General features: G+C 58.3%; 22 protein-coding genes and 3 pseudogenes. 20 read left to right on the top strand and 5 right to left on the bottom strand.

The window, feature by feature from the left end; genetic code table 11:
- Both EFB14_RS30015 and EFB14_RS30010 read right to left on the bottom strand, forming a co-directional pair.
- Positions 1 to 625: sugar phosphate isomerase/epimerase family protein (locus EFB14_RS30015; RefSeq protein ID WP_164737610.1), on the bottom strand; the 625-nt coding region annotated here is incomplete at its 3' end.
- Positions 626 to 891: 266 nt separating this feature from the next.
- Positions 892 to 1,986, bottom strand: coding sequence for an ABC transporter ATP-binding protein (locus EFB14_RS30010; protein ID WP_126830263.1), 1,095 nt, complete (start codon positions 1,984 to 1,986; stop codon positions 892 to 894).
- A 77-nt stretch (positions 1,987 to 2,063) separates the two neighbouring features.
- On the opposite strand from EFB14_RS30010, the gene EFB14_RS30005 reads away from it, so the two are divergent.
- The 7 genes from EFB14_RS30005 (at position 2,064) to EFB14_RS29975 (ending at position 9,602) form a co-directional block, all read left to right on the top strand.
- A protein-coding gene (locus EFB14_RS30005; protein WP_126830261.1) for an IS3 family transposase occupies positions 2,064 to 3,223 on the top strand; the annotation gives its coding sequence in 2 pieces (ribosomal slippage) (positions 2,064 to 2,328 and positions 2,328 to 3,223; 1,161 coding nt in all).
- Positions 3,224 to 3,439: 216 nt separating this feature from the next.
- Positions 3,440 to 4,702: an ABC transporter substrate-binding protein gene (locus EFB14_RS30000; protein ID WP_126830259.1), complete on the top strand. Its 1,263-nt coding sequence runs from the start codon at positions 3,440 to 3,442 to the stop codon at positions 4,700 to 4,702.
- A gap of 67 nt (positions 4,703 to 4,769) precedes the next feature.
- Positions 4,770 to 5,756 (top strand): carbohydrate ABC transporter permease, encoded by a 987-nt coding sequence (locus EFB14_RS29995; protein WP_126830257.1) that lies wholly within the window; start codon positions 4,770 to 4,772, stop codon positions 5,754 to 5,756.
- Positions 5,756 to 6,586 carry a carbohydrate ABC transporter permease gene (locus EFB14_RS29990; RefSeq protein ID WP_126830255.1) on the top strand — a complete coding sequence of 277 codons (831 nt, stop codon included), beginning with the start codon at positions 5,756 to 5,758 and terminating at the stop codon, positions 6,584 to 6,586. The genes EFB14_RS29995 and EFB14_RS29990 overlap by 1 nt, the downstream gene beginning before the upstream one ends.
- A gap of 11 nt (positions 6,587 to 6,597) precedes the next feature.
- Entirely contained in the window at positions 6,598 to 7,623 is a 1,026-nt protein-coding gene (locus tag EFB14_RS29985; protein ID WP_126830253.1) for an ABC transporter ATP-binding protein, read from the top strand.
- A 62-nt stretch (positions 7,624 to 7,685) separates the two neighbouring features.
- Positions 7,686 to 8,471 carry a ThuA domain-containing protein gene (locus tag EFB14_RS29980; RefSeq protein ID WP_126830251.1) on the top strand — a complete coding sequence of 262 codons (786 nt, stop codon included), beginning with the start codon at positions 7,686 to 7,688 and terminating at the stop codon, positions 8,469 to 8,471.
- A gap of 93 nt (positions 8,472 to 8,564) precedes the next feature.
- Entirely contained in the window at positions 8,565 to 9,602 is a 1,038-nt protein-coding gene (locus tag EFB14_RS29975; protein WP_126830249.1) for a Gfo/Idh/MocA family protein, read from the top strand.
- A gap of 163 nt (positions 9,603 to 9,765) precedes the next feature.
- On the opposite strand, the gene EFB14_RS29970 is transcribed toward EFB14_RS29975, so the two are convergent.
- Positions 9,766 to 9,948 carry a hypothetical protein gene (locus EFB14_RS29970; protein WP_126830247.1) on the bottom strand — a complete coding sequence of 61 codons (183 nt, stop codon included), beginning with the start codon at positions 9,946 to 9,948 and terminating at the stop codon, positions 9,766 to 9,768.
- 71 nt (positions 9,949 to 10,019) lie between these two features.
- On the opposite strand from EFB14_RS29970, the pseudogene EFB14_RS29965 reads away from it, so the two are divergent.
- The 11 genes and pseudogenes from EFB14_RS29965 to EFB14_RS29915 all read left to right on the top strand — a co-directional run bounded on the left by EFB14_RS29965 (position 10,020) and on the right by EFB14_RS29915 (position 20,994).
- A pseudogene (locus tag EFB14_RS29965) lies at positions 10,020 to 10,264 on the top strand (type II toxin-antitoxin system ParD family antitoxin).
- A pseudogene (locus EFB14_RS29960) lies at positions 10,261 to 10,461 on the top strand (type II toxin-antitoxin system RelE/ParE family toxin); the annotation flags it as partial. The pseudogenes EFB14_RS29965 and EFB14_RS29960, both read left to right, overlap by 4 nt.
- Positions 10,462 to 10,976: 515 nt before the next feature.
- A complete protein-coding gene (locus EFB14_RS29955) occupies positions 10,977 to 11,399 on the top strand; it encodes a ParB N-terminal domain-containing protein (RefSeq protein WP_126830243.1) in 423 nt (140 codons plus the stop codon).
- Positions 11,396 to 12,760 carry a Y4yA family PLP-dependent enzyme gene (locus EFB14_RS29950; protein WP_126830241.1) on the top strand — a complete coding sequence of 455 codons (1,365 nt, stop codon included), beginning with the start codon at positions 11,396 to 11,398 and terminating at the stop codon, positions 12,758 to 12,760. The genes EFB14_RS29955 and EFB14_RS29950 overlap by 4 nt, the downstream gene beginning before the upstream one ends.
- An 11-nt stretch (positions 12,761 to 12,771) precedes the next feature.
- A complete protein-coding gene (locus EFB14_RS29945) occupies positions 12,772 to 13,782 on the top strand; it encodes a cysteine synthase family protein (protein ID WP_126830239.1) in 1,011 nt (336 codons plus the stop codon).
- Entirely contained in the window at positions 13,779 to 14,921 is a 1,143-nt protein-coding gene (locus EFB14_RS29940) for an NAD/NADP octopine/nopaline dehydrogenase family protein (RefSeq protein ID WP_126830237.1), read from the top strand. Before EFB14_RS29945 ends, EFB14_RS29940 begins: the two co-directional genes overlap by 4 nt.
- The gene (locus tag EFB14_RS29935; protein ID WP_126830235.1) at positions 14,918 to 16,798 is read left to right on the top strand and encodes an IucA/IucC family protein; all 1,881 of its coding nucleotides are present in this window, start codon (positions 14,918 to 14,920) and stop codon (positions 16,796 to 16,798) included. The genes EFB14_RS29940 and EFB14_RS29935 overlap by 4 nt, the downstream gene beginning before the upstream one ends.
- Positions 16,795 to 18,027 (top strand): MFS transporter, encoded by a 1,233-nt coding sequence (locus tag EFB14_RS29930; RefSeq protein ID WP_126830233.1) that lies wholly within the window; start codon positions 16,795 to 16,797, stop codon positions 18,025 to 18,027. Before EFB14_RS29935 ends, EFB14_RS29930 begins: the two co-directional genes overlap by 4 nt.
- On the top strand, positions 18,024 to 19,184 hold the full coding sequence (locus EFB14_RS29925; protein ID WP_126830231.1) for an ABC transporter substrate-binding protein: 1,161 nt from the start codon (positions 18,024 to 18,026) through the stop codon (positions 19,182 to 19,184). Before EFB14_RS29930 ends, EFB14_RS29925 begins: the two co-directional genes overlap by 4 nt.
- The gene (locus EFB14_RS29920) at positions 19,181 to 20,248 is read left to right on the top strand and encodes a FecCD family ABC transporter permease (RefSeq protein ID WP_126830229.1); all 1,068 of its coding nucleotides are present in this window, start codon (positions 19,181 to 19,183) and stop codon (positions 20,246 to 20,248) included. Before EFB14_RS29925 ends, EFB14_RS29920 begins: the two co-directional genes overlap by 4 nt.
- Positions 20,242 to 20,994, top strand: a complete 753-nt coding sequence (locus tag EFB14_RS29915) for an ABC transporter ATP-binding protein (protein WP_126830227.1) — start codon at positions 20,242 to 20,244, stop codon at positions 20,992 to 20,994. The genes EFB14_RS29920 and EFB14_RS29915 overlap by 7 nt, the downstream gene beginning before the upstream one ends.
- A 27-nt stretch (positions 20,995 to 21,021) precedes the next feature.
- Here the strand turns inward: EFB14_RS29915 and EFB14_RS29910 are convergent, their stop codons facing one another.
- A complete protein-coding gene (locus tag EFB14_RS29910) occupies positions 21,022 to 23,166 on the bottom strand; it encodes a TonB-dependent receptor (RefSeq protein ID WP_126830225.1) in 2,145 nt (714 codons plus the stop codon).
- Between the two features lie 239 nt (positions 23,167 to 23,405).
- Positions 23,406 to 23,552: pseudogene (locus EFB14_RS33640) on the bottom strand (MmgE/PrpD family protein); the annotation flags it as partial.
- 358 nt (positions 23,553 to 23,910) lie between these two features.
- Here EFB14_RS33640 and EFB14_RS29900 point away from each other — a divergent pair.
- A complete protein-coding gene (locus EFB14_RS29900) occupies positions 23,911 to 24,579 on the top strand; it encodes a response regulator (RefSeq protein ID WP_125847661.1) in 669 nt (222 codons plus the stop codon).
- Between the two features lies 1 nt (position 24,580).
- The gene (locus EFB14_RS29895; protein ID WP_245438336.1) at positions 24,581 to 25,990 is read left to right on the top strand and encodes a sensor histidine kinase; all 1,410 of its coding nucleotides are present in this window, start codon (positions 24,581 to 24,583) and stop codon (positions 25,988 to 25,990) included.
- Positions 25,991 to 26,011: the final 21 nt, after the last annotated feature.

The following is a 26,011-nucleotide window of genomic DNA, read 5'->3' as shown; positions in this document are numbered from 1 at the left end:
CGTGAGAACCCGTTGCCTCCAGGAACCGCTCGAAAGTGGCGCCATCGTGCAGGTCTTCCCCCGGATGCAATTCGTAGCAAAGATTGACACCGCTGGCGGCGAACGCATTCAAGATCGGAGTCCAGCGCCCGGCAAGTTCGGCAAAAGCCTCTTCCACGAGACCTGCAGGACGCTGCGGCCATGGATAGGCATACGGCCAGGCCAGTGCGCCAGAAAACGTCGCATGAGTATTCAGGCCCAGATATTCCGACGCCTTGGCGGCAGATTTCAGTTGACCGATCGCCCATTGCTGCCGTTCGGCTGGATTTCCACGCAGATGCGCTGGCGCAAAGCCGTCGAACAGGGTGTCGTAGGCCGGATGCACGGCCACCAGCTGCCCCTGGATATGCGTTGAAAGCTCTGTGATCTCGATACCATGCTCGGCAATGCGTCCACGAACATCGTCGCAATATGCTTTCGACCGTCCGGCAATGTCGAGATCAAACAGGCGCGGATCGGTAGGGACCTGGATCCCCTTGTACCCGAGCGATGCGGCCCATGCGGCGAGATTGTCGAGTGTGTCGAATGGCGGGTTTTCGCCCAGAAACTGGGCAAGAAAGATTGCCGGGCCCTTAATCGTTTTCATATTCTACCTTTCTGGTCAGCCTTCGATCCGGATAGCACTGCAAACATCGATGCCCGGATGTGCATCTGCCGCGTCGATTAGAAGCGCAGCCGAAATGCAGACCGGCTCATCGTCTGCACACCCGCTTGGCGACTGAGCAAGCGCCATCGAAATCGGTAACCAAGTCAGCCGAACGCGACCTCGAATCCGGTTCGAAAGGACAGGGCTCCGTAAGGGTAGTTCGCCTCGTGGCCGTGCACCGCCACGGCATGTGTCTAATGCCACTATCAAAGACGCATCGTTGTTTCCGCGTCGAATAGCGAGACGTGGGCCGCATCGATAACAAACTTCACTGAAGAATTACGTTCGAACTTACTCGTCCCAGGCATTCGGATCGCGAACCGATTGGCGCCGGTCTGAACCCAGATCACCGTGTCAGCACCAAGCGTTTCAATGAAATCAATGGTGCCGTGCTGAACTGCTTCCGCACTGGATTTGGCTAGCCGTATATTCTCACAGCGCACGCCCAAAATTACCCGTCCGGAGACCTTTTCTTGCGAGAATCTGTAGTTGGTAAGGTCAATCACCAAGCCATCTGAGTAAAAGCGCGGCACACCTTCAACATGTCCAATCTCTCCCTCTATGAAGTTCATGATGGGCGAGCCAATGAAGCCGGCAACAAACTGGTTGCTTGGATACTGATAAATTTCTTCAGGTGATCCAAGCTGCTGTATGATCCCTCCCTTCATCACGGCTATACGATCCGCCAAAGTCATCGCCTCGACCTGATCGTGCGTGACATAGATCATGGTATTGCCGAGTGCGAGGTGAAGCTTCTTCAATTCGACACGCAACTCATTCCGCAATTTTGCGTCAAGATTGGAAAGCGGCTCGTCGAAGAGAAAAACGTCGACTTTGCGGACAAGCGCCCGACCGATCGCGACGCGCTGCCGCTGGCCGCCAGATAGTTCGGACGGCTTGCGATTCATCAAACTTTCAATCTGGAGGAGGCGAGCGGCTTCCGCCACCCGTTCCTTGATCTCGCCTTTGGGTAGCCCAGAAACCCTTAGACCAAAGGAGAGATTTTCACTGACTGTCATATGGGGATAGAGCGCGTATGATTGGAAGACCATGGCAATCCCGCGGTCCTTGGGCTGTGCCCAAGTTACATTTCGTCCGGAAATCCAAATCTCCCCGTCCATGATATCCATCAGCCCTGCAATGGAATTCAGGAGAGTGGATTTACCACATCCCGAAGGCCCTAGAAGGACGAGGAACTCGCCGCGTTGAATGGACAGGTTCAGCCCGTCAATGACCTTCAGCGAATTATACTGAATGGTAAGATCGTTAACCGCAACGGAGACCGTGTTGACATTGTCCATTGAGTTCAGCCCTGGCCTGCCCCCTGAAAAGTGATCCTTTTTGAAGTATGGCTTATGAGCCAAAGAAGGACATTGAAATGGCAGCGAAAAGACACAAGGCAGAAGAGATCGTCACGAAGCTTCGTCAGGTTGACGTGCTGAATGCGCAGGGCAAATCGATGGCGGAGGCGATCCGGTCGATAGGCGTAACGGAAGTTACATATTACCGCTGGCGCGCAGAATACGGTGGCCTGAAGGGCGATCAGGTGAAGCGTCTGAAGGAATTGGAGACCGAGAACGCTCGCCTCCGCCGGGCAGTTTCCGATCTGACCTTGGACAAGATGATCCTGGCGGAGGCTGCCAGGGGAAACTTCTAAGCCCCGCCCGCCGTCGTGCGTGCGTGGACCATGTCACCGAGGAGCTGGGCGTGTCCGAACGACGGGCATGCAGGGTTCTCGGCCAGCATCGTTCTACGCAGCGCAAGGTCGCAAAGACACCAGATGACGAAGCGGCATTGACCGCCGACATCACAGCGCTCGCCCTCCAATATGGCCGATATGGTTATCGTCGCATTACGGCGATACTGCACCGGGCGGGTTGGATCGTGAACGTCAAACGGGTCGAGCGGATATGGCGGCGTGAGGGGCTGAAAGTACCTTCGAAGCAACCCAAGCGCGGTCGGCTCTGGCTGAACGACAGTTCGTGCATCCGGCTTCGGCCGGAATATCCCAACCATGTCTGGTCCTACGATTTCGTCGAGGACCGCACGCACAATGGAAAGAAAATCCGCATGTTAAACGTGATCGACGAGTTCACGCGGGAATGCATCGCCATCAGGGTGGAAAGAAAGCTGAAAGCTGTCGATGTCATCGACGTCCTTTCCGATCTCTTCATCCTGCGCGGCGTCCCAGCGCATATTCGTTCTGACAACGGTCCCGAATTCATTGCCAAGGCGCTGAGGGAATGGATTGCAATGGTCGGTGCCAAAACGGCTTACATCATGCCGGGCAGCCCATGGGAGAACGGCTATTGCGAAAGCTTCAACTCGAAGCTCAGGGACGAACTGCTCAACGGAGAAATCTTCTACACGCTCAAGGAAGCGAAGATCATCATCGAGGGCTGGCGGCGACACTACAACACCGTGCGTCCGCACTCGTCACTGAACTACAAGCCACCGGCACCTGAAGCCACCGTGTGGCCGCGTCAGAACGGCCCAGCTTCAACGCCAGCAGTGGCGGTCAAACCCAGCATGCACTAACATTAAACCCGGATCACCCGATGGGGGCAGACCAGTTTTCAACTCCGTAACGTTAAATTGCCGATCCTTAAGATCAAAAATGCGCCTTTGGCTCGATATTATCAACGGTTATGGCGCCTAAATACAACTATAAGGCGCTAAAATGCGTCTTGACGCCGCCGCCTCCTTCTGCAATGGTCTGGCTGCCAAATCGATTTCAATTTCTGGGAGGAGATTATGATGAAGTTTGCTCTGGCTTTGTCCGCGCTTGGCGTCATGGCCGCTGCCGGCTCGATCCACGCTGCTGAAATTTCGTTTGCCGCCAATACCACGGGGAAAAACGTCGAATTCCTTCACAAGCAGCTCGCAATTTTTGAGAAGGACACCGGCAATCAGGTCAAGCTCGTCACGATGCCATCGTCGAGCAGCGAGCAGTTCTCGCAATATCGCCTGTGGCTTGCGGCAGGAAACAAGGACATCGACGTCTATCAGACCGACGTCATCTGGGCGCCGCAGCTCGCCGACCAGTTCATCGACCTCAAGGAGGCCACCAAGGATGTGGTCGGCCAATTCTTCCCGTCGATCATCGCCTCACAGACTGTCAATGGCCGGCTCGTGGCGCTACCGCTGTTTACCGATGCTCCGGCGCTGTTTTACCGAAAGGATCTGCTCGAGAAATATGGCAAGCAGCCGCCGAAGACCTGGGACGAGATGGCCGCAACCGCCAAAGAGATAGAGGACAAAGAACGTCAGGCCGGGCAGAAGGACCTTTGGGGTTATGTCTTCCAGGGCAACTCCTACGAAGGACTGACCTGCAACGCGCTGGAATGGGTGAAGTCATCGGGCGGCGGCCAGATCGTCGAGCCGGATGGGACGATCTCGATCAACAATGACAAGGCGGCAGCAGCGCTGGATCGCGCCAAGGGCTGGATCGGCACGATCTCGCCGCCGGGCGTGCTGGCCTATCAGGAAGAAGAATCCCGTGGTGTCTGGCAGACGGGAAATGCCGTCTTCATGCGCAACTGGCCCTATGCCTATTCTCTCGGCAACGGCGCCGACAGCGCCGTGAAAGGCAAGTTCGACGTGACGACGCTGCCGGTCGCGGCCGCCGGCGACAAGCCATCCTCAGCGCTCGGCGGCTGGAACCTGGCGGTTTCGAAATATTCCGAGAAGCGGGAAGCAGCCATCGCGCTCGTAAAATTCCTGGCGTCGAAGGACGTTCAAAAGGCCCGTGCAATCGAGCTGTCCAATTTGCCGACGCTGACCGACCTTTATGACGACAAGGATGTTGCCGCCGCACAGCCCTTCATGCCGAACTGGAAACCCATTTTCCAGGACGCGGTTCCGCGTCCTTCGGCGACAGCCAAGGTAAAGTACAACGAAGTATCCTCGAAGTTCTGGACGGCGGTGCACAATACGCTGTCCGGCAGCGGTTCGGCCGCCGAGAACCTGGAGCTCCTCGAAGCCGACCTCACGACCCTCAAGGGCGAAGCCTGGTGAATATCGGGACCGGCGACCGTCAGGTCGCCGGTCAGTCCCGGGCGACTAATCAGGGGATAGGCGTTTCATGACTGAAATCGTAGTTTCACAAGCAATTGAACCCAAGGTTTCTTGTCTCAGGGCCTCCACGGAGCTGCGATCCGAGCGCATCCGGTCGGCCTGGATTTTTCTTACGCCGACGCTGTTGATCCTGGCAATCGTCGCCGGCTGGCCGCTCTTCAGAACGATCTATTTCAGCTTTACGAATGCGTCGCTCAACCACCTTGGCAATGCGCAGTTCGTCGGCTTTGCCAATTATTTGTCGTGGGTGACGCTGAAAAGCGGAAAAACCATCTATCGCGGTTTGCTTGCCGATCCGGTGTGGTGGAATGCCGTCTGGAACACTGCCAAATTCACTGTCCTTTCGGTTGCGATCGAGACTGTGCTCGGGTTGATCGTCGCGCTGGTGCTGAACGCACAGTTCGTCGGACGTGGAATTGTTCGCGCCGCAATCCTCATTCCCTGGGCGATCCCGACCATCGTCTCGGCCAAGATGTGGGCCTGGATGCTCAACGATCAGTTCGGCATTCTGAACGATGTTCTGCTCGGATTCGGCCTGATCAGCGAGAAGATTGCCTGGACCGCGAATCCGCAAACGGCGATGATCGCCGTACTGATCGTCGACGTCTGGAAGACGACGCCCTTCATGGCGCTTCTGATGCTGGCCGGACTTCAGATGGTTCCAGGCGACATTTACGAAGCTGCCAAGATCGACGGCGTCAATCCGATTAAGGTTTTCTGGCGTCTGACGCTGCCGCTGATCCGGCCGGCCATCATGGTTGCCGTGATCTTCCGGATGCTCGATGCGATGCGCATCTTCGACCTGATTTATGTGCTGACGCCCAACAATGCGCAGACCAAGACCATGTCGGTCATGGCGCGGGAGAACCTGTTCGACTTCGACAAATTCGCCTATGGCGCCACCGCGTCTACGGTGCTTTTCCTCATGATCGCCTCCGTCACCATCCTTTATATCTGGCTCGGCCGCGTCAGGCTCGGCGGGGAGGAGCGCTGATGCTGCTTTCGATCGTCAAGAATACGCTCTTCTATCTGCTGGTCACGATCATCGTCATCATTGCGGTGTTCCCATTCTATTATGCCATCCTCACGAGCCTCAAAACCGGCACTGCGCTTTTCGAAGTCGATTACTGGCCGACCTCGATCTCTTTCGGCAACTATGCTTCCGTAATGGGCCAGGGCAGTTTCGGCCGCAGTCTTGCAAATTCCGCGATGATCGCCTGCATCGTGGTTTCGGCATCGCTGTTGCTTTCGATCACCGCTTCGTTTGCTTTGGCACGGGTGCACTTCCGTGGGCGGGCACTCTTGATGCTGACAATTCTCTCAGTGTCGATGTTTCCACAGATCGCCGTGCTTGCCGGCCTCTTTGAACTCATTCGCTGGATCGGCATCTTCAACACGCCCTTCGCGCTGATCTTCTCCTACATGATCTTCACGCTCCCCTTCACCGTCTGGGTGCTGACGACCTTCATGCGGGAATTGCCAATCGAGATCGAGGAGGCGGCAATCGTCGACGGCGCCTCGCCATGGGTCATTGTCACCCAGGTGTTCATGCCGCTGATGTTGCCGGCGCTGGTGACGACCGGACTGCTCGCCTTCATCGCTGCGTGGAACGAATTTCTTTTTGCGCTGACGTTCACGTCGTCCGATACGCAGCGAACCGTGCCGGTTGCCATCGCCCTGCTTTCGGGAAACAGCGAGTTTGAAATCCCCTGGGGCAACATTATGGCGGCTTCGGTGATCGTTACCGTGCCGGTTGTCGTGCTTGTTTTGATATTCCAGCGCCGGATCATTTCCGGGCTGACCGCCGGCGGCGTGAAGGGTTGAGGGAGTAGGACATGGCAGAAATCCGACTGGAGAATATCCGCAAGAGCTTCGGCGCCTTCGAGGTGATCAAGGGCGTAACGATGGACATCCGCAAGGGCGAGTTCATGGTGTTCGTCGGGCCTTCGGGATGCGGCAAATCTACGCTGCTGCGGCTCATCTCCGGCCTTGAGGACATCACCTCAGGCACTCTCTCCTTCGACAGCCAGACCGTGAACCGGCACGCGCCGTCCAAGAGAGGGATCGCCATGGTGTTCCAGTCCTATGCGCTCTACCCGCATATGACGGTCTTCGACAACATGGCTTTCGGCATGAAACTTTCCGGGAGCACCAGGGAGGAATGCCGCCGGCGCGTTGAACATGCCGCCGGCATGCTGCAGCTCTCGCCCTATTTGGATCGCCTGCCGCGACAGCTTTCCGGCGGGCAGCGTCAGCGCGTCGCCATCGGCCGGGCGATCGTGCGTGATCCCAAGGTCTTTCTGTTCGACGAGCCGCTGTCCAACCTCGATGCGGCGCTTCGCGTCGCGACGAGGCTTGAGATAGCGAAGCTTCATCGCAGCATGCACGGCACGACGATGATTTATGTGACACATGATCAGGTCGAGGCCATGACACTGGCTGATCGCATCTGCGTGTTGAGAGACGGCGTCGTCGAGCAGATCGGCACGCCGCTCGAACTTTACGAAAGCCCGAATTCGGTCTTCGTCGCCGGCTTCATCGGTTCGCCAAAAATGAACTTCCTGTCGGGCGGTCTGGCGCAACCCTATGACAGCCATACGATCGGTGTGCGCGCGGAGCATGTTCGCATCACGGTCGAGCAGCCGATCTGGACCGGCACGGTCATTCATTCGGAAATCCTCGGCTCCGATAGCTTCGTCTATGTGGATATCGGGGCGGATGAGCCGCTTATCGTGCGGGAGGCGGGCGTCTCTCGTCACGATCCGGGTCAGGTTCTGGGCCTTGCGCCTCTTGCCGGTCATGTCCACCGTTTCGACCGGTCTGGCCGGGCGCTGGAGCGGGTAACGATGCAGGCTGCTTGATCTTCCCGGGGTCTGTGTTCCCAACAAGACCCTGTTCCATTCAACTACCAGGAGCAAACAACGTGACTATCCGCACCGTCGTCTGGGGTGAAAACATCCACGAGAATACCAATGAAATCGTTCGGGGCATTTATCCCGAGGGCATGCACACCACGATCGCCAATGCGCTGAATACCGACCCCGACATTTCCGCGACCACGGCGACGCTGCAGGAACCGGAACATGGGCTGAGCGAAGCGCGCCTTGAGGAAACCGACGTTTTGACCTGGTGGGGCCACAAGGATCATGGCGCGGTGTCCGACGTCGTCGTCGAACGCGTCGCCAAGCGCGTCTGGGAAGGCATGGGCCTGCTGGTCTTGCATTCCGGCCATTTCTCCAAGATCTTCAAGCGGCTGATGGGCACGCCCTGCGCGCTGAAATGGCGCGAGGCGGGCGAGCGCGAGCGCCTGTGGACGATCAACCAGCGCCATCCGATCGCCGCCGGCATCGGCGAGCATTTCGAACTTGAGAACGAGGAAATGTACGGCGAGCAGTTTTCCGTACCGGAGCCGCTCGAAACGGTGTTCATCTCCTGGTTCCAGGGCGGTGAAGTGTTCCGTTCGGGCCTGACCTGGCGCCGCGGCGCCGGCAACATCTTCTATTTCCGCCCCGGCCACGAGACCTATCCGACCTATCACGACGCCAATGTCCAGAAGGTGCTGATCAACGGCGTGAAGTGGGCCTATAACCCGCAGGGGGCGTTGACCGGCATCACCGACGCTCCAAATGTGCCGGTAGAAAAGGCACTGGAGCCGATCGTCGAACGCGGCCCGAAACTGCACCAGGCCGGCGAAGCCGGTTATCGCTGAGGAACTGACACATTTCTCGGGCAGCGGACGCTGTCGGTGATCTTGAGGTTTTGGGCTGCTAAAACGTTTCGGTAAACAACCATGAGGACAAAAATGCGCTTGATCATTCTCGGAGCAGGAGGATGGGCAAATACCCACGCCATGAATTTTTCGGAAATCGCCGACGTAAAAATTGTTGCCGCTGTCGATCCGGACGAAGTCCGGCTGCGGGCGTTCGCGCACAGGCATGGGATCCCCCTGACTTTCACCTCGCTCGATGACGCCCTTGCCTGGGGGGATTTTGACGCGGTCAGCAACGTCACGCCGGACCGGCTCCACTATCCCACGACAATGAAGATACTCGAAGCGGGTAAGCATGTCCTCTGTGAGAAGCCGCTAGCGGTCAATTATGGCGAAGCCAAAGCGATGGCCGACGCCGCGGCGGCATCCGGCAAGGTCACAATGGTGAACCTTACCTATCGCAACGTGGCGCCGCTTCAAGCTGCGCGAAAGATTGTGCTGGACGGCCGTCTCGGCGCAATCCGCCATTTCGAAGCCTCGTATCTGCAGAGCTGGCTGGTCTCCAAGGCCTGGGGCGATTGGACCAAAGAATCGCAATGGCTTTGGCGACTGTCGACAAAGCACGGTTCCAATGGCGTGCTGGGCGATGTCGGCATCCACATTCTCGACTTTGCGGTCTTTGCCGCAGGCAGCGACGTCAAGGCGGCGGCGGCGCATCTTAAAGTCTTCGACAAGAGTCCCGGAAACCGGATCGGGGAATACGACCTCGATGCGAATGACAGTTTCCTGATGATGGCTGAGCTCGAAAACGGTGCGGCCGGGGTGATCCACGCCACGCGCTGGGCGACCGGTCATCTGAATGAATTGCGCTTGCGCCTGCATGGAGACAAGGGTGCGCTGGAGGTGGTGCATACGCCTGAAGGCTCGACACTCAAGACCTGCGAAGGCGCCGACGCCGACAAGGCAATCTGGCGCAAGATCGAGGCTGAACCTGTCATCACCAACTTCCAGCGATTTGCAAACGCCGTGCGAGTAGGGCAGCCGGATGAGCCGGGTTTTGGGCACGCCGCGAAGCTGCAATTCGTTCTTGATCATGCAGTAAAGACGGCCGGGGTTTTGACCGAGCTTTAGGCAGAGGCGGGACTTCAGGGCGTGCCTCAACAAGTTGGATGTTTGCTGGCGTACAATGTTGCCAAGGAGAATTCATGTTACTTAGGCTGAAGATCGGGGGAGCTGGATCGCTCAGCGTCTGCAGCAAATGCAGGCCGACGAGAGAGATGCTGCGTAGAAGACGTTATGGTCGCCCGTTGTCACCCGCAGCGACCGGCAGCGGGATCAGGTTGCTTTCCGCCTGGATGTCCTTATCGGATGTCAGGTCCATTTTTCCCAGATCGATGGTTTCCTCGTTGGCCTTTGCTTTCGGGAAAGGCGCTGCTAAGGCATTGAAGTTGATGAAATTGAGTGAACTGGACCGCATCTCATCAAGGCTCTCCAGCCTCTGACAAACTTTGCCAAAATCGGTATGGTGCCTTCAAATGGAGGCTATCAATGGCCACGATGAACGTATCTCTTCCAGGCCCGATGAAGGATTGGGTGGAGGCCCAGGCCAGGACCGGGCGATATTCAAATGCCAGCGACTACGTGCGCGACCTGATCCGACGCGACCAGACGCGAAACGACGACAAGATCGCCGCCATGCAAAGCTTCGTCGGGGCCGGGCCCAAAGTGGGGTCGGCATCCGATCAAAGGATGAACTCTTTGCTGATGCGATGGCTCGTGCCAGCAAGTCATGAGTTCTAAGCTTTCTGCCGAAGCGGAAGAGGACATTATTGCGATCGCCGAGCAAGGTGTCCGTATGTTCGGGGCAGGCCATGCAAGGCGATACCACGATGAACTTTTCGCATTATTTGATCTGATAGTTGTCAATCCAGGCATCGCGCGCGAACGGGAAGAGATTGATCCGCCCGTTAGAATTCATCCCTTCAAAGCGCTGTGACTATGCGTGTCAGCATGTCAGTCTATAGTCTGCGATCCAAGCACAAAAAAGACTTCAGGCTGCCTCTCCTGACCGGGGACGAAGCGAGATAGCCGCCTCCTAGCGCGAGGACGCCTGCCACGGCAGGAAGACCGGGCCCCAAAATCGATTCTTCATGTTCGCAAATTCTCGCCGCGGGTGACGACATCATATCGCCCGATCGGCGGTGAGGGAGGTAAGGGAAGGGAAGGTAGGGGATCCACGCCTCGCGACGACGCCTGCGTTTGGCGCAATTCCGCATGTCCAAACTGATTGTGACCGGGTTTTGGCATTCGTCTGCGGGCGCAGAAGCCATCCCGCGGCGACATGAACCCTAGCGTCAGGGCTCTGCAAAAATCGTCAGGCAGAGTGAAAACCCTTCGTTGACAGAATTGTCATGATCGCGTTAAGGGTGCGATATAACATGAGTGCAAGAATCAAGTTTTCGGCACAATTTAAGTCAATCAAGACAACGAAAGGTGGCTAAAACCATGAATCTCCACATTCTATCCCCGCACAGGTTGATTCCAACCGAGGAGACCGATGCACGCAGGGTCGATGAAGTTCATGGCCTCATTTCCACGGCCGGCTGCTGGACAGTCCCGATCATCGTGGAGAAGGACGCGCTTTTCGTGATGGACGGCCATCACCGTTTGGAAGTGGCTTTCCGGCTTGGGCTACGTGCAGTTCCAACCGTTCTCCTCGACTACAGGAGCGTACGCGTCGAAGCCTGGAGGGCCGGTGAGACCATCACGCCGGCCGACATTTATGACATGGCCAATAGCCGCCGAAAATTTCCGATCAAAACCACCCGGCACATTTTTTTGGACGAGCTCCCCGCGTGCGATGTGAGCCTCGATGATCTTCGACAGTGGTACGAGCCTCTCGATGGTTCGGAGAGGCTTGCCGGATGACTTCCCACATCAAGCCAATGATGGGAGCGGAGTTGTCTCCGATTCTCTCCCCCCTTGCTGCTGACATTCTGACCGCAAGCGCACCGCTCCTGCACAAATGGCTTGAAGAGCACGGGTCTCCACTTCACCTCGTGCTTCCGTCGGAGCTCACGGCAAATGTCGAAGCCCTGCGCCACGTTCTCGACGATCGGGGAGTTGGACACGCGATCTATTATGGTTCGAAAGTCAATAAATCCTCAGCCCTGATGCGCGCCGCACTTGGGGCAGGGGCAGGCATTGACGTGTCGAGCGTCTATGAACTTCGTGATGCTGTGAAACTTGGGGCTCGGGGTAAAGACATTGTGGCGACCGGTCCCGCAAAGACGGTGCAATTTCATGACGAACTCGTCGGCATCCGGGCTCTTGTCTCGGTGGATAGCCCTGAAGAACTCACGGACATATCCGGGCGGCTGCCGGCAAATGGCGCCAAGCAGCCCGTCCTTTTGCGACTGCAGCCGAAAGGTCATGAGAAAAGCCGTTTTGGCATGGCCGCCGACACGGTACGAGCGTGCCTTTCCCGCATCGCCGCCGATGATCGTTTCCGGTTCGACGGCATACATTTCCATTTGAGCGGATACCGCTTTCAGGATCGGGCGGTTGCGTTTGAGGAGGCTGTCAAGCTGGTGGAGGAAGCACGCGCAAGTGGATTGTCTCCAACAATGATCGATATCGGTGGCGGATTACCGGTACAATATGTGCCTGGGGCGGCCTGGGACGAACATCTGCAGCGCCAAAGCGCCGACGATTACCGGACGGGCAAAGTTCCGGCTTCCTTTTATCCCTATGGCGGTCCGCAATCGGCGGCGTCGTGGCTTCGTTGCTTTTTGGGTGCTTTGCTCTCATCGGGCCAGACAGTCGAAGACTATCTCAAGCGGCACAAACTCACCCTCGCGATGGAGCCGGGGCGCGCCCTTGTCGATCAGGCGGCGATTTCAGCTTTCCGTATTACACGCGTGAAGAATATCAGAAGCGGAAATGGCGTTATTTTCGTCGAAGGCAGCAGTTTCAGCGCCTGCGAGACCTGGTTTGCTTCCGAATTCATGGTGGATCCAATCCTGCTACGCCAGAACGGCCGGGCTCCCGCGGGTGAGGCCTTCCGGGCGTACATTGCGGGTCATAGCTGCCTTGATGAAGACGTCCTAAGCAATCGCTGGCTTGGCTTTCCCCATGTTCCCGAGGCCGAAGACCTTCTCGTCTGGGCCAATACAGGCGGCTATCAGATGGACCTCCTGGAAAATGAGTTTCATCGGCACCCGATGCCTAAGCGGTTGTGCGTCACAAAGAGCGCAGCCGGCGAACTGTCGATCTATCCCGATAACTAGGAGAGAACATCATGCTTCCTACGAACGTGACTCAATTGATCGGGCGCACCCCGGTCATGTCGATCGAGGTCCCGAGCCGAAATTCCATACTGGTGTTGAAGATAGAAAAGAACAATCCTGGCGGTTCCATGAAGGATCGCATGGCGCGCAGCATGGTGGTGGCGGCCTTGCAGGATGGCCGGCTTGCTCCGGGAGGCACGATTGTCGAATCGTCCTCGGGAAACACCGGTATCGGCCTGGCGCTGGCGGCGGTTGAGTTCGGGTTGAATTTCATTGCCGTCGTGGATCATCATGCCGCGCCGGACAAAATCCGCATGATGCGAGCGATCGGCGCCGAGATCCGCTACGTCGAAGGGGACTTCAGGGAAGATGAAGTCGCTGTCGTCGCCAGGCAGAGACTGGCAGCGCAACTCGGCGCGCAACTGCCGGGCGCCATGTTCATGAACCAGTCCGACAATCCTGCCAATCCTGAAGGTTATGCGGGTTATGTTGATGAACTGATGGAGCAACTTCCTGGCGGCATCGATGCATTCGTGGGATGCGTCGGCACCGGCGGGTCGATGACGGGCATTTCGCAGCGGCTCAAGCAGCACTTGCCCACGATCCGCACGATCGCCGTGGAGCCTGCGGGCTCCATCGTGTTCGGACAACCGGGACATCCCTATTACCAGTCCGGAACCGGCACGCCGGCCGGCGACGAAGTCGGCAAGGTGCTCGACTATGGCTGCATCGACGAGGGCGTACAGGTTACCGATGCACAGGCATTCGAAACGGCGCGTTATATTGCGCGTCGCAAGGCGCTGCTCGTTGGCGGATCGACAGGCGGGGCGATCTACAAGGCTCTCGAATTCATCGCTTCCGGTAAGTTGCAGGGTACCGTCGTGACGACCGTAGCCGACGGAGGGGAGAAATATCTCGGTTCGGTCTTCGACGACGACTGGATGGCCAAGCGCGGCCTGTTCGACCCGTCGATCGCCGCCCAGTTAGATGCGTGGCTTTTCGGACAGGCACGCGCGGCATGAAGGTCACAATATGCGGGGCCGGGCGAACCGGCCATCTGAACGCCGTCCTGTTCAAACAACGCGACGGCGTGGAAGTATCCGTTCTGACATCATCGGCAGACCTCGCCGGGAAATGGTCGGATGGAGAGCAGGTCTGGCGGGCGAATTTGTCCGATGGCAGCGTTTTGGCGGCGAGGATTGATCATGTCGGTATCGATCCCCGCGCAACGCTTGCCGATACGGATCTGGTCGTTGTGACGCAGCCTGCCCAGGCGCGTCCGGCTCTGTTGCGGCAGATTGCCCCCCATCTGCCGGAAAATAAGCGGGTCTTCGTCGGAGCCATTCCGGGATTTTGCGGGTTCGACTGGCTTGCCGAGACTGCGTTTGGCGGCCGCGAGAATATTGTGATCTGGGGGATGAAGGATGTTCCCCACACCGCCTACAATCTCGTTGCGGGCAGCGAAGTGCGCATGGGCGGCGCAAAGGCTCAGCTATATGCAGCGCTTCATCGTCGCGAGGCGGCAGCTGCGAAGGAAGACCTGTCGGATTTACTCGGCCGGCTCTACGAAGCGCCGATCAGCATCCTCGACGACTATCTCGAGATTACGCTGACCCCAGGCAATGCACTGATGCATCCGGCTGTTCTCTACGGACTGGTTGGCCCCGGTGCCCCCTGGGAAGAACACCCCTTCGATGAGCCCATCTGCTGGTGGAGCGATTGCCCGCGCACCGGCGCGGAAATGCTGGAAGCTTGTGATGCCGAAAATCAGGCGCTCAAGCACGCCGCCGAAAGGCGGCTCAAGGTCGATCTGGCAAGCGTAAAGCCGCTTCGGCAAGAGTTGATCGAGGCTTATGGCGACCAGATCGGCGATGACAGCACGATGTATTCCCTGCTGAGAACCAACAGCGCCTATGCCGGAATCCGTGCGCCGCTCGTTGCCAATCCGGATGGACCGGGTCTGGTGATCGATCGGGAAAGCCGCGCCTTTCATGAAGATATTGCTTTCGGTCAGGCCCTCCTCCTCGAAATGGCCAGGCGGCTGAATGTGCCGGTGCCAGCTATCGAAACGACCTATCATTGGGCGCGAGGCTACCACGGCAATCTGCCGCAACCTCCTCTGAATTTTGTTCCCTTGAAATGGGCGGAGGCAGTCGGATGAATGAAAATTCCGTCAATTCCCACGCGGGGGGGACAGATGCGCTCGACCCGCAACTGCACCAGCAGGCAAGGCACAACGCCCTAGCGCGCCTCGTGCGATGCCTCCTCGCCGAACGTATTCTCAATCCCGACGCTTTGCTTTGGTCCGCAGACGGGTCACAGGCATGGCTTCCGTTATGGTCTGCCAGAAAGGTACTCCATTTCGCAGACTTGCGGCGTTTGCCGGCCAATACAATGTTGAATCGCGGCGCGATCGAGATCATCGATGACAGGGGCAGGCGGCGAAGACTGGAAGCGCCTGCCGATCTGGTCGCCCAGAGCTCATCGGACTGGTCGGTTGAGCCCGCCTCGGATGGGATTGCGCGTCTGCTTGCCGATATCGAAAACAGCATGCAGAACGATGCGCTGATCCGTCGTCACCGCCGGGACTGGATTGCGTCGCTGAGCCGGGAAATAGCCGCTGGCGGCGACACTGGTTTCATTTCCCATCTTCGGCATACGCGTCCCGTGCACCAGGCAGCCATGATGCTGGACCAGTGGGGCTCCTTGGAGGGACATCCGTTTTACCCGACCTGGAAGTCGAAGCCCGGCCTCACGGCGCAGGAGGTCGAGGCCTTGTCGCCGGAATTCGGCGCGCGCGTCAATCTCCGCATAGCTGCGCTTCGACAGGATTGGGCCTATGTGGAGACGATGCCCCATGTCGACAGCTACAACGGCTGGTTCCGTCACAATTACCCCGAGCTCTGGGAAGCCTGGGTCAAGGCATTGACGGAAAGGGGGCAAACTCCTGCGGACTGGCTGCCCTTGCCAATTCATGCCTGGCACCTGGATCATTTTGTCCGCCGGGAATTTGCTGACGAGATCGCTTCCGGTGTGCTTCTGCTCGATGGACCGGAGATTGCCACAATCCCCTCCATGTCCTTTCGCACGATGCTGCCGGACCTGGAAGAGGCAAGGCCGTTTATCAAATTGCCAGTCGCCGTATGGATGACGAGCGAAATGCGGACCTTGCAGGCGAAGTCCATTCACATGGGCCCGAGGCTCAGCACCTTGATTTCCGACATTCTCGAAGCCGACGAAGCCATTGGAGGTGAACTGGAGTTCTTCCGCGAAGAGCTGGGGGCGATCCTCCGCCATCCCGAAACAGGCGACGAACATCCCGGCCGCTTCCTCTCCGTCGTCTATCGCGAGGCCGACGGGATCGCACGCAAGGACGGCCTGATGCCGGTCACCGTGGCTGCCTTGCTTGCCGCAAGTCCCATCGACGGCCGGCCGCTGATCTGCGAACTCGTCGCGCGCATGGGCAATGATCAGCCGGCGGCCGCAGCGTTCTTTCGCCTTTATGTCGAGGTCGTTCTTAGGCCAACGATCGCCATGTATCTTTTATACGGCATCGCCTTCGAAGCTCACCAGCAGAACAGTACCGTACTCTTCGATCCGTCAGGGCGCCCGCAGCGGCTGCTCATTCGTGACTTCGGTGATGGCCGGAGCTTTGCCCCCCTGTTCGAGGCGCGAGGATATTCGCTGAAACCGTTCAGCCGCGCTGGCATCTTGCCGACCACCTTCAATGACGACATCGCTCTTGTTCGCTCGTTCGTCATCGATGCCTGCTTCGTCTGCCATCTTCATGAAGTGGCGCTTTGCCTGAACGAACATTTCGGGTTCAGCGACGCATGGTCGATCCTGAGGCAGAAGACGGAAGAGGCGTTTGATCGGGTGCGGCCCCGCATGCTGTCCGAAGAATTTTGGCTGGAAGAGCGGGAGGCGTTTCTTCATCGCCCTTGGCCGACCCGTTCCGTCTTGCGCATGCATCTCGAGCGGTATCGCGACTATCGTCTGGAGCATCAACTGCCAAACCCGCTGACTGAGACGCCATGACGGGGACTATTGCGGTTATCCGAGGCTTCGGCCCGGTCTTCGGTATTCTCTTCGGCCTGCAGCTCATCTCCATGGGAGCCATGGAGATGAGCGGTCCATTCTGGCCACTACGCATCGAGGAATTATCGTCCTCCGGCGGAATCTTCGCATTGGCTGGGATCGGGGTCTATGTGTGCCCAATGGTCGGCGTCTCTCTTACCAGCGCCCTGTGGGGAAGGATGGGTGACCGGTACGGCAACCGCCTGATGATGGTTAGAGCGCTTGCCGGGCTTGCGGTCACCCAGATCCTCGTTTCCTTCGCTCAGGACGTCTGGCTGATCCTGCTCTTGCGGTTTGTGCAGGGGTGTTGCGCTGGCTATATCGCGCCGGCCCAGGCCTACGGCATCCAGATTACAGGCGGCCGTAACCGAGGGGTGCTTCTGACCTGGCTTCAGGTGGCGACCAATGTCGGTTCGCTCGGTGGCGCATTTCTCGGCGGTCTCATCCTCGACGCATCGTCCTTCACGACGATCAATCTGACTGCCGGTTTTATCTGCGCTGTCTGCGCCGTCGCTGCCTGGGTGACCTTGCCTCGGCCTGCGGCAGAAACGAGCGGAGCCGGTCGCGGCCAGGCTCGCCAAAATCAAGCATTCAAGGGGCAAGCGACGGCGCCTGTCGGGGGCCTATTGGCACTGACGGGAATGATGCTTGCCAGCCGAATGGTTTTACAGGTGCCTTTCGCGCTGTACATGGCTGAGGTCTTTCGAGCTCCTCACTGGGTCACCGGCTTCAGCTATGGCCTTCTGGCGCTCGGCTTTGTCGTGGCGGCTCCGCTCTGGGCGCAATTTTTCAACGAGCGTCCGGCAAGCTTCATCCTTGGTTGGATGATCCTTATTGCCGGTGGATGCGCCGTGCTTACTATTCTTGCCGGCCTGACCCGCTCCGTCGAATATTTTGCTGCGATCTATCTGTTTTGGGGTGGCCTGCTGGGCGGAACGACGCCCATCCTCGTGGCCCTCATGTCCGCAGCCACGGCTGATGGCCGTCAGGGTTCGGTGCTGGGCGCTGCCCAGTCCTGGCAGCAGATTGCTTCCGTGGCGGGGATAGCCATCGGAGCGGGCACGACCCAGATATTTGGACTTACAAGCGTTTACCCTCTCGTCTCGCTGCTTTATGCGGCATCCCTCTTTACTGCCGTCGGCCTGTGGTTCCTTGCACGCTCGCGCCTACCTGTTGGAGATTCCCTTTGACCTGCCTTCGCCTCTACGCGTTTGCGATAATCCTGTTTTTGACGCCGCTTACTGCTATTTCTGCTCGCGCCGAAATTGACGCGATCCGGCAAACGACGATCACCGTCAAGGATATCGCCGGGCGGGATGTACAAGTTAAGCTGCCCGTCCGCCGGATGCTGCTCGGAGAAGGCAGACAACTCTATCTGGTCGCATCGCTCGACAGAGAGGATCCGCTGCAACGCATCGTCGCATGGCGTAACGATTTGATCGAAGCCGATCCCGCGACCTACAAGCAATATCTCGACAAATTCCCCGACCTTGCGAAATTGCCGACTTTCAAGGGGAATGAAGGAAGTCTGATCGACATCGAATCCGCGATCGTGAAGAAACCCGACGTGGTTCTCCTCAACCTCGAAGCCAAACAGGCCAATGAAGACGCTCAGTATATCGAGAAACTCGCATCCCTCGATATACCAGTCCTCTATATCGATTTCAGGCACTATCCGCTTCAGAATACGGACCCGACCATCCGGCTGCTCGGCAAGATCATGGGGCGCGAGGAGCGAGCCGAAGACGTGATCGCATTCCGCAAACAGGCGATCGCTCGGGTCGAGGACGTGCTTGCCAAGACGAAGCCGGACCGCCCGAAGGTTTTCATCGAGCGCATCGGCGGATATACGGAGGACTGCTGCCTTTCATTCGGCGCCGAGAATTTCGGCAAATATGTCGACCTGGCCGGTGGACACAATATCGGCAGTGACTTTCTGCCTTCGACATTCGGCCAGCTGAGTCCTGAACAGGTGGTCGTCTCCAATCCCGATCATGTCATCGTCACCAGCGCCGATTGGCAGGCCTACGTTCCCGGTGGCCGCTGGATTCCGGTCGGCCCAAATGCAGATCTGGATGCCTCGAGGAAGAAGCTCGAGTGGTATACGATGCGGGATGCCTATGCCGGGACAACGGCGCAGACGAAGCGTAATTTCCACGCCATCTGGCACCAGTTTTACAACAGCCCCTACGAATTTATCGCGGTCCAATGGATTGCAAAGTGGCTCCACCCCGATCTCTTCGCCGATCTCGACCCGGGCAAGACGTTTTCTGAATATCACAAGCGCTTTCTGCCGATCGCCTATCAGCCCGGCTACGCCGTCAGCCTGGATGCCCAAGCACAATGACCGAAGCCCAGACAGTCATCGGCCACGTTAATGCGATCGGCCGCTATCGCCTGGCAAGTCTCAGAAAGCACCTTGTGCTTTGTCTGCTGCTTGCGGCGGTCGTCCTTGTGTTCCTCGCCGATATTGCCACCGGTCCAGCCTTGTATGGACTGGGCGATGTGTTGAAGACCGTGCTGATGCCTGCGGATGCGCAAGCCCAGATGCGCGTCGTGATCTGGTCCATCCGGATGCCATCAGCCCTTATGGCTGTTGTCGTCGGAATGGCATTGGCGACCGCCGGCGTTCAGATGCAGACGGTGCTCAACAATCCGCTCGCGAGCCCGTTCACTCTTGGGATTTCGTCGGCAGCAAGCTTCGGCGCAGCCTTGGCTCTCGCCTTCGGCCTATCCTTCATTCCGGTCGCCGGCGACTATATCGTTGCGGTCAATGCTTTTATCATGGCGCTTGGATCCGCCCTCATCATCCATTCCGTGGGATTGCGGCGGGGAAGTTCGGTCCAAACGATCGTGTTGCTTGGCATCGCACTGGTGTTCAGCTTCAATACCGCATTAGCAATGGTCCAGTATTTTGCCAACGACCAGGCTGTTGCTGCCATCGTGTTCTGGACGATGGGCAGCTTGACCAAGGCAACCTGGCCGAAGCTTGCCGTGACAGCCGCCGTTCTGGTTCTCACCATTCCCATCTTCGTCTATCGACGCTGGCAGTTGACAGCCCTTCGGCTCGGAGAGGCCCGCGCAGCATCCTTCGGAATCCCGGTTCGTCGCCTTCGCCTGGAAACGCTCGTGCTCATATCGCTCCTGTCGTCCATCCCGGTAGCATTTGTCGGTACGATCGGCTTTGTCGGACTTGTGGCGCCACATATCGCGCGGATGCTTGTCGGTGAGGATCAACGGCACTTGCTTCCTGCCAGCGCCATGATCGGAGCCCTGATCATGTCATCCAGTTCCACAGTGGCGAAAGTTCTCGTGCCCGGCGCGGTTTTACCGATCGGCGTCATCACCGCCGTCATAGGCCTGCCGGTCTTCTTTTATCTTATCCTGAAGGGAGGGCGGGAAACGTGGTAGTACTTAGCACAAATGCGTTGGGGGCGGTCTACGGCGCGCGACCTGTCCTCAGCGAGGTATCATTGCCTCCATGCCACGGGGGAGAAATCATCGCGCTGATCGGAGCCAATGCTGCCGGCAAGTCGACGCTGTTGCGTCGTATAGCCGGCATCCTTCCCGGTGCCGGAGAATGTCGGCTGGCAGGCGTTGAGGATCTCGAAACGGCGATCGCTTACATGCCGCAGGATCAGGTGACCGGAGCTGCTTTGACCGTCTTCGAAGCCGTGCTTTTGGCGCGCAAGCAGACCAGCGGCTGGAAGCTGGCTGATGTAGATCTCCATGAGGTCGAGCGAGCATTGGCCGCCTTGCAAATCGCAGATCTTGCGTCCGAATATGTTTCGGAGTTGAGCGGCGGTCAGCGCCAGCTCGTCGCGCTTGCGCAATGCGTTGTCCGCACGCCGACAGTGCTGCTTCTCGACGAGCCGACGAGTGCGCTTGATCTCCATCGTCAGTTCGACGTCATGAGGCATGTCAGGTCACTGGCGAAGGAAAAGGGATTGCTCGTCATCATCGCGGTGCATGACCTGAATCTGGCGATGAAGTTTGCCGACAAGATCGCCATTCTTGCGCACGGAACGCTGCATGCTTTCGGCCCGGTCACCGATGTGCTGACGCCCGGAAATCTCGAGACGGCATTTCGTGTGAAAAGCCGTCTCGAGACATGTTCTCTAGGTAAGCTTCACCTGATCGTCGATGATGCAGTGTGAAGCCTGCCTTGACTACTTTCAAGCACCTTAGAAGTCTGTGGTCATCGATATCTTGAAGGTCCGCGGCGCACCCTGGGCGATGGTGCTGAAGCTTGCGACCCCAGACCAATAGTCCTTGTCGAAGACGTTTTCGACAGAGGCCCGGAAGGTGACGGGCCTCTGTTCGATCTCCGTCTTGTAGCGCGCGCCAAGGTCAAGCCGCGTCCAGGAAGGGATCTTCAACGTGTTCGTCGTATTGATATATTGCTCGCCGGTGTGAATGACATTGGCTGTCAGCGTCAGGCCTTCGAGGAAAGACGTGTCCCATTCCGCCCCGACGTTCGCCTGGATCTTCGGTACGCCGATCGGGCGCTTGCCGCGGGTCGCAGCGCTCGAGGTATTTGTCAGTTCGCCATCCATCAGCACCACGCCGCCAAGCACGCGCAGATCGTCCGTGACTTCGCCAAACACGTTGAACTCAACGCCGCGATTGCGCTGTTCCCCGCCAGCCGTGAAGATCTGGCCGTTGCCGCTTGGTTCCAACTGGCCGAAGGGTTTCTCGATCTGGAATGCGCTGACGGTCATGGCAATCTGTCCGAGGTCGATTTTGGTACCGATCTCGTATTGTGTCGTCTTGTATGGAGCGAGCGTTTCGCCCGCATTGATGGCTGTGGTGGGAGCAGTATCGCCTATGCTCAGGCCCTGCGCGTAGTTGGCATAGAAGGAAACCTCGTCCCAGGGGCGGACGACGAGGCCAACGAGGGGCGTGACGGCGTCCTCGTCCGAAGACGACGAAACAGCACCTGTCGTTGCATTGAAGTTCTTCGAGTCGATTTGCTGGAAGCGACCACCAAGAGTGAGCTCCACGCGCTCGTCGAGCATCGACAAGGTGTCCGACAGACCAACGCCTGACAGTCTGGCTTCCGAGACCTTCGGCACTGAACTGGGATTGGCGACGAACTGCTCGATACGACGGACAGGGTCGTACATATTGCTCCGCTGGGCAGTGCCTGAAACGATCGCACGATCGAGGCTCTGGTGGAGATAGCTCGCCTGCAGGCTCAGTGTGTGGGAGATCGGCCCCGTGTCAAACTTGGCGCGGATACCCGTTTCTGCCGTAAGTCTGTCGACGTCGAACACCGCATTCTGCGGCGTGATGCTGACGTCGCCGGCCGGGTTCAGGATGGTGGGCAGGCCAAAAAGGCGATGCACGTGAGAATTGCCGCCACCCACGGCGCCAAACCAGGTGATATCGTCCGTCAAATCATATTCGACCCTGCCCAAGACCGAGCGGTCCGCGCTCTTCGACCACTCCCATGGCTCCTGAACATTGAGCGATCCCTGGGGTGCGCTCGGCACGATCAAACCGGTGGTTTGAAAGAAGGGACGCTGCGGGGCGTCGAAAGTTTCCCGCTGTCCGATCACGTCGAGTGTGGCTCGAAGATTTTCCCCCTGATAATCAAGAGCCAAGGATCCAACGTAAAAGTCCCGTGTCTGATCATCAATAGGCGTGTCACCACCGTGGACACTGCCGTTAAGACGAATGCCAAATTGCCGTTCGTCGCCGAACCGCCGCGACACGTCGACATGAACACCGCCTTGAAAGTCGGAAGCGTAATCTGTCGTCAGCCGCGTCAGATCCTCATCGAGCGCCCGCTTCGGAACGATGTTGATGGTGCCGCCGACGGCGCTGTTAGGAGAGATGCCATAAAGGAAAGCTGTAGGGCCCTTTAGCACCTCGACCCGCTCGGCATATTCGGTAAAAACCCGGTAGGTCGGGGCGATCCCATAAATCCCATCAAATGCGATTTCGCCGGCGTTTCCTTCGCCGACCGGAAAGCCTCTGATGTAGAACGAGTCCAACATCCCTCCTGAGGAGTGGGTGTTTCTGACAGACGGATCGTTGTCCATCACCTCACCCACAGTCTGGGCACCCTGGTCTTCGATTTTCTGGGATGTATACCCAGTCACATTAAAAGGGGTGTCCATAAAATCCCGGTTTCCCAGAGCCCCCAGGCGTGCGCCTTTCGCGACCTGGCCGCCTGCATATTCTTCCGGCAGGCTTCCGATCGTGGAAGTGGCGTCTTTCTTCGCGGTAATCACTATTGGCGCCAATTCGGTGGCACTCTGACCGTATGCGGCACCGTTTGCCACGGCGGTCACCGCTACTGCGCACCCAAACGTAAACTTCATACAAAATCCCCTAATCAGTCATCGCCTGATCCCGTGAACCGCGATCATCAGCAAAAAACCGCTAGATAACATGATAAAAATTGTCAAGTTTTAAAAGGACATATGTGCTTGAAACGACGCCGGTCGATTGCCGTCTGCGTCGTTCCAACAAAGATTTATAACGCCACCACCTGGTGGCGTCGGCATTCCGGGCTACTTGTTTTTGGCGTGGCGCAGGTTGGTATGCTTGCGTTGTAAGGGAGAAGTCGTGCCACGCCAGCCCCAGCCCCGATGCTGCCGATCGTCGCTGTCGCGTGCCAGCCCTTGTTGTATTGAGAGGGATTGGCGTCAGAGCCGAGCGCCGCTCGCGCTTCCAGCCTGAGGGCCTCGAGAAACTGTCTTCCGCTCATGACCTAGCCTCTCGAACGCGATGAAAATCATAAATCAACGCTTCCACGTCGCGCTTGCCCTCGTCGTTGACGTGAAGCTCGTATCGTTGAGCGAGCTTTCGGCATTGGGCTTAGCGGGTTGACGGAAGCGGGTAGCTTTACTCGCACGGAATCTCGAGGGACAGACCGCGTAACAACGGAAAACACCCGGTATCCCCAACCACGCGGACTTGGTGCAACAGAGCCCTCTTAATTCGCCTATCAACAGCGAGCAAACCTCGCTCGCCGCCTCTTACCCCAACCATCTACAAAAATGGAATCAGGGTTGAAAAGGGCAAGCTTCCATTCCCCTAGAGCGAGATGGTATAACTTCTCCATGAAAATCCTCATCGTTGAAGACAATAAGGAGCTCGCCGATTGGCTCGCAAAGGCACTCCGCCAGGCACAATATGCGGTCGACATAGCTTTCGATGGCGAAGACGCCGAATTGATGCTGAAGGTCGCGAGCTATGCGGCCGTGATCCTTGATCTTTCCATTCCCAAGATTGACGGGATGACGCTTTTGAAGCGGCTCCGACAAAGTGGAGAGAAGGTTCCCGTCATTATTCTGACGGCGAATGCCAGCCTTGACGGCCGGGTGGCGGGTCTTGATGGCGGAGCGGACGATTATCTTGCCAAGCCCTTCGAGATCGCCGAACTGGAGGCCCGTATCCGTGCCATTGTTCGACGCGGGCAGGATCGCGCCGCTCCCGAGGTCGCCGTCGGCGATCTGATCTTTGCTGGAGCCACCAGGCAGTTCTCAATCAACGGTGAACCCCTTGCTTTGACGCCCAGAGAACATGCGGTTCTGGAGCATCTGATTACCCGGGTCGGAACGACGGTGTCCAAGGCAGCGCTTTCGGAAAGCATCTTCGGCTTCGACGATGAGGCGGACCCGAGTGCCATCGAAATCTATGTTCACCGACTACGCAAAAAGCTTGAATCGAGTTCTGCCCAGATCGCAACGCTGCGTGGGCTCGGATATCTGCTGCGGGATGCCTCCTAGAATGCGCCGTTTGGGCATGATGCTCGGCGCCGTCTGGAATTTGCGGCAGAGTTTGCGCGCCCAGCTGCTGGCGTGGGTCGTGCTCACCCTGGTCGGCGCAATCTGCTTCAATCTCTACGATAGCTACCAAACGGCCGACCAGACCGCAAAGCTGGTTTCCGACCGCACATTGCTGAGCTCGGCGCGGGTGATTGCCGAAGCCGTACGCGTCGACGAGGGGGGCAATGTCGAGGCGGACATCCCGCCGGCAGCCCTCGAGATGTTCGATACCGGTTATGGCGATCAGGTCTTCTATCAGGTCATCACCGCCTGGGGGAATTTGGTCAGCGGCTTTCCCGATCTGCCGCTGCCGAGCGTCGAGCGCACGGGCCAGGACGTGACATTCCGCAACTCGACCGTTCGCGCGCTGACGCTCAATCACCCGGTCGTCGGCCTCCCTGACGACGGCGATATTTCCGTCACCGTCGCGATTACTCACAACAGCCAATATGCGCTGCGAAGGCGCCTGTGGCTGGACGATTTCACCAAGCAGTTCATCCTCGTTCTGCTCGCCGGTGTCGTCACCATTATCGGACTGCAGCGGGGGCTTGCGCCGGCGCTCCGTCTGCGCGATGCCGTGCGCGCCCGCGGACGTGAGCGGCTCGATCCCCTCTCGCCGGGCATGGTGCAGACCGAGTTTCAGCCGCTGGTGCGCGCTCTGAACGATCACATGGAACGTGTTCAGAACCAGATGGCGGCGCAGCGGCGATTTGTTTCCAATGCCGCGCACCAGCTCAGGACTCCACTTGCCTTGATGTCCACGCAGGCCAGCGTCGCTGCGCGCGAGACGGACGAGGCTAGGCGCGACGAGGCCTTGCAGGCACTGCGCAGCAGCACGCGCCACATGTCGCGCCTGGCGAGCCAGCTTCTCACCCTGTCGCGCGCGGAGCCGGGCAGCCGACGGCCCCGCAGCGACACGATCGACCTCGCTGCCGCCGCCAGGGACATCGTCGCGGCCCATGCAGAGCAGGCCCTGCAACGCGATATCGATATTGGCCTGGAAGTCTCCGGGCCTGTGCCGGTGGAGGGCGATGGCACGATGCTGCGCGAAATGCTTGTCAACCTTGTCGACAACTCGATCCGCTACACACGCCGCGGTGGCCAGGTAACGGTTTCCGTCACGCGGGAGGAGACTCTCGCCGTGCTGGACGTAGAAGACAACGGCCCCGGCATTCCCGCGGACGAGCGCGGACAGGTCTTCGAACGGTTCTACCGCGTGCTCGGCACCGAAGGCGACGGCAGCGGCTTGGGTCTTTCGATCGTCCGGGAAGTGGTCGACGGCGCCGGTGGAACGGTTGCGCTTGCCGAAGCCGATGGCGGTGGTCTGGTGGTGAGCGTGCGGCTTCCGGTCGCTGCCCAAAGACGGGCATGAAAAAAAGGCCAGATCTTGCGA

The organism is Rhizobium fabae, from assembly GCF_003985135.1.
Classification (GTDB): domain Bacteria; phylum Pseudomonadota; class Alphaproteobacteria; order Rhizobiales; family Rhizobiaceae; genus Rhizobium; species Rhizobium pisi.
The sequence above is the reverse complement of the archived record's forward strand: the minus strand, read 5'-3'. Positions and strand labels throughout refer to the sequence as shown.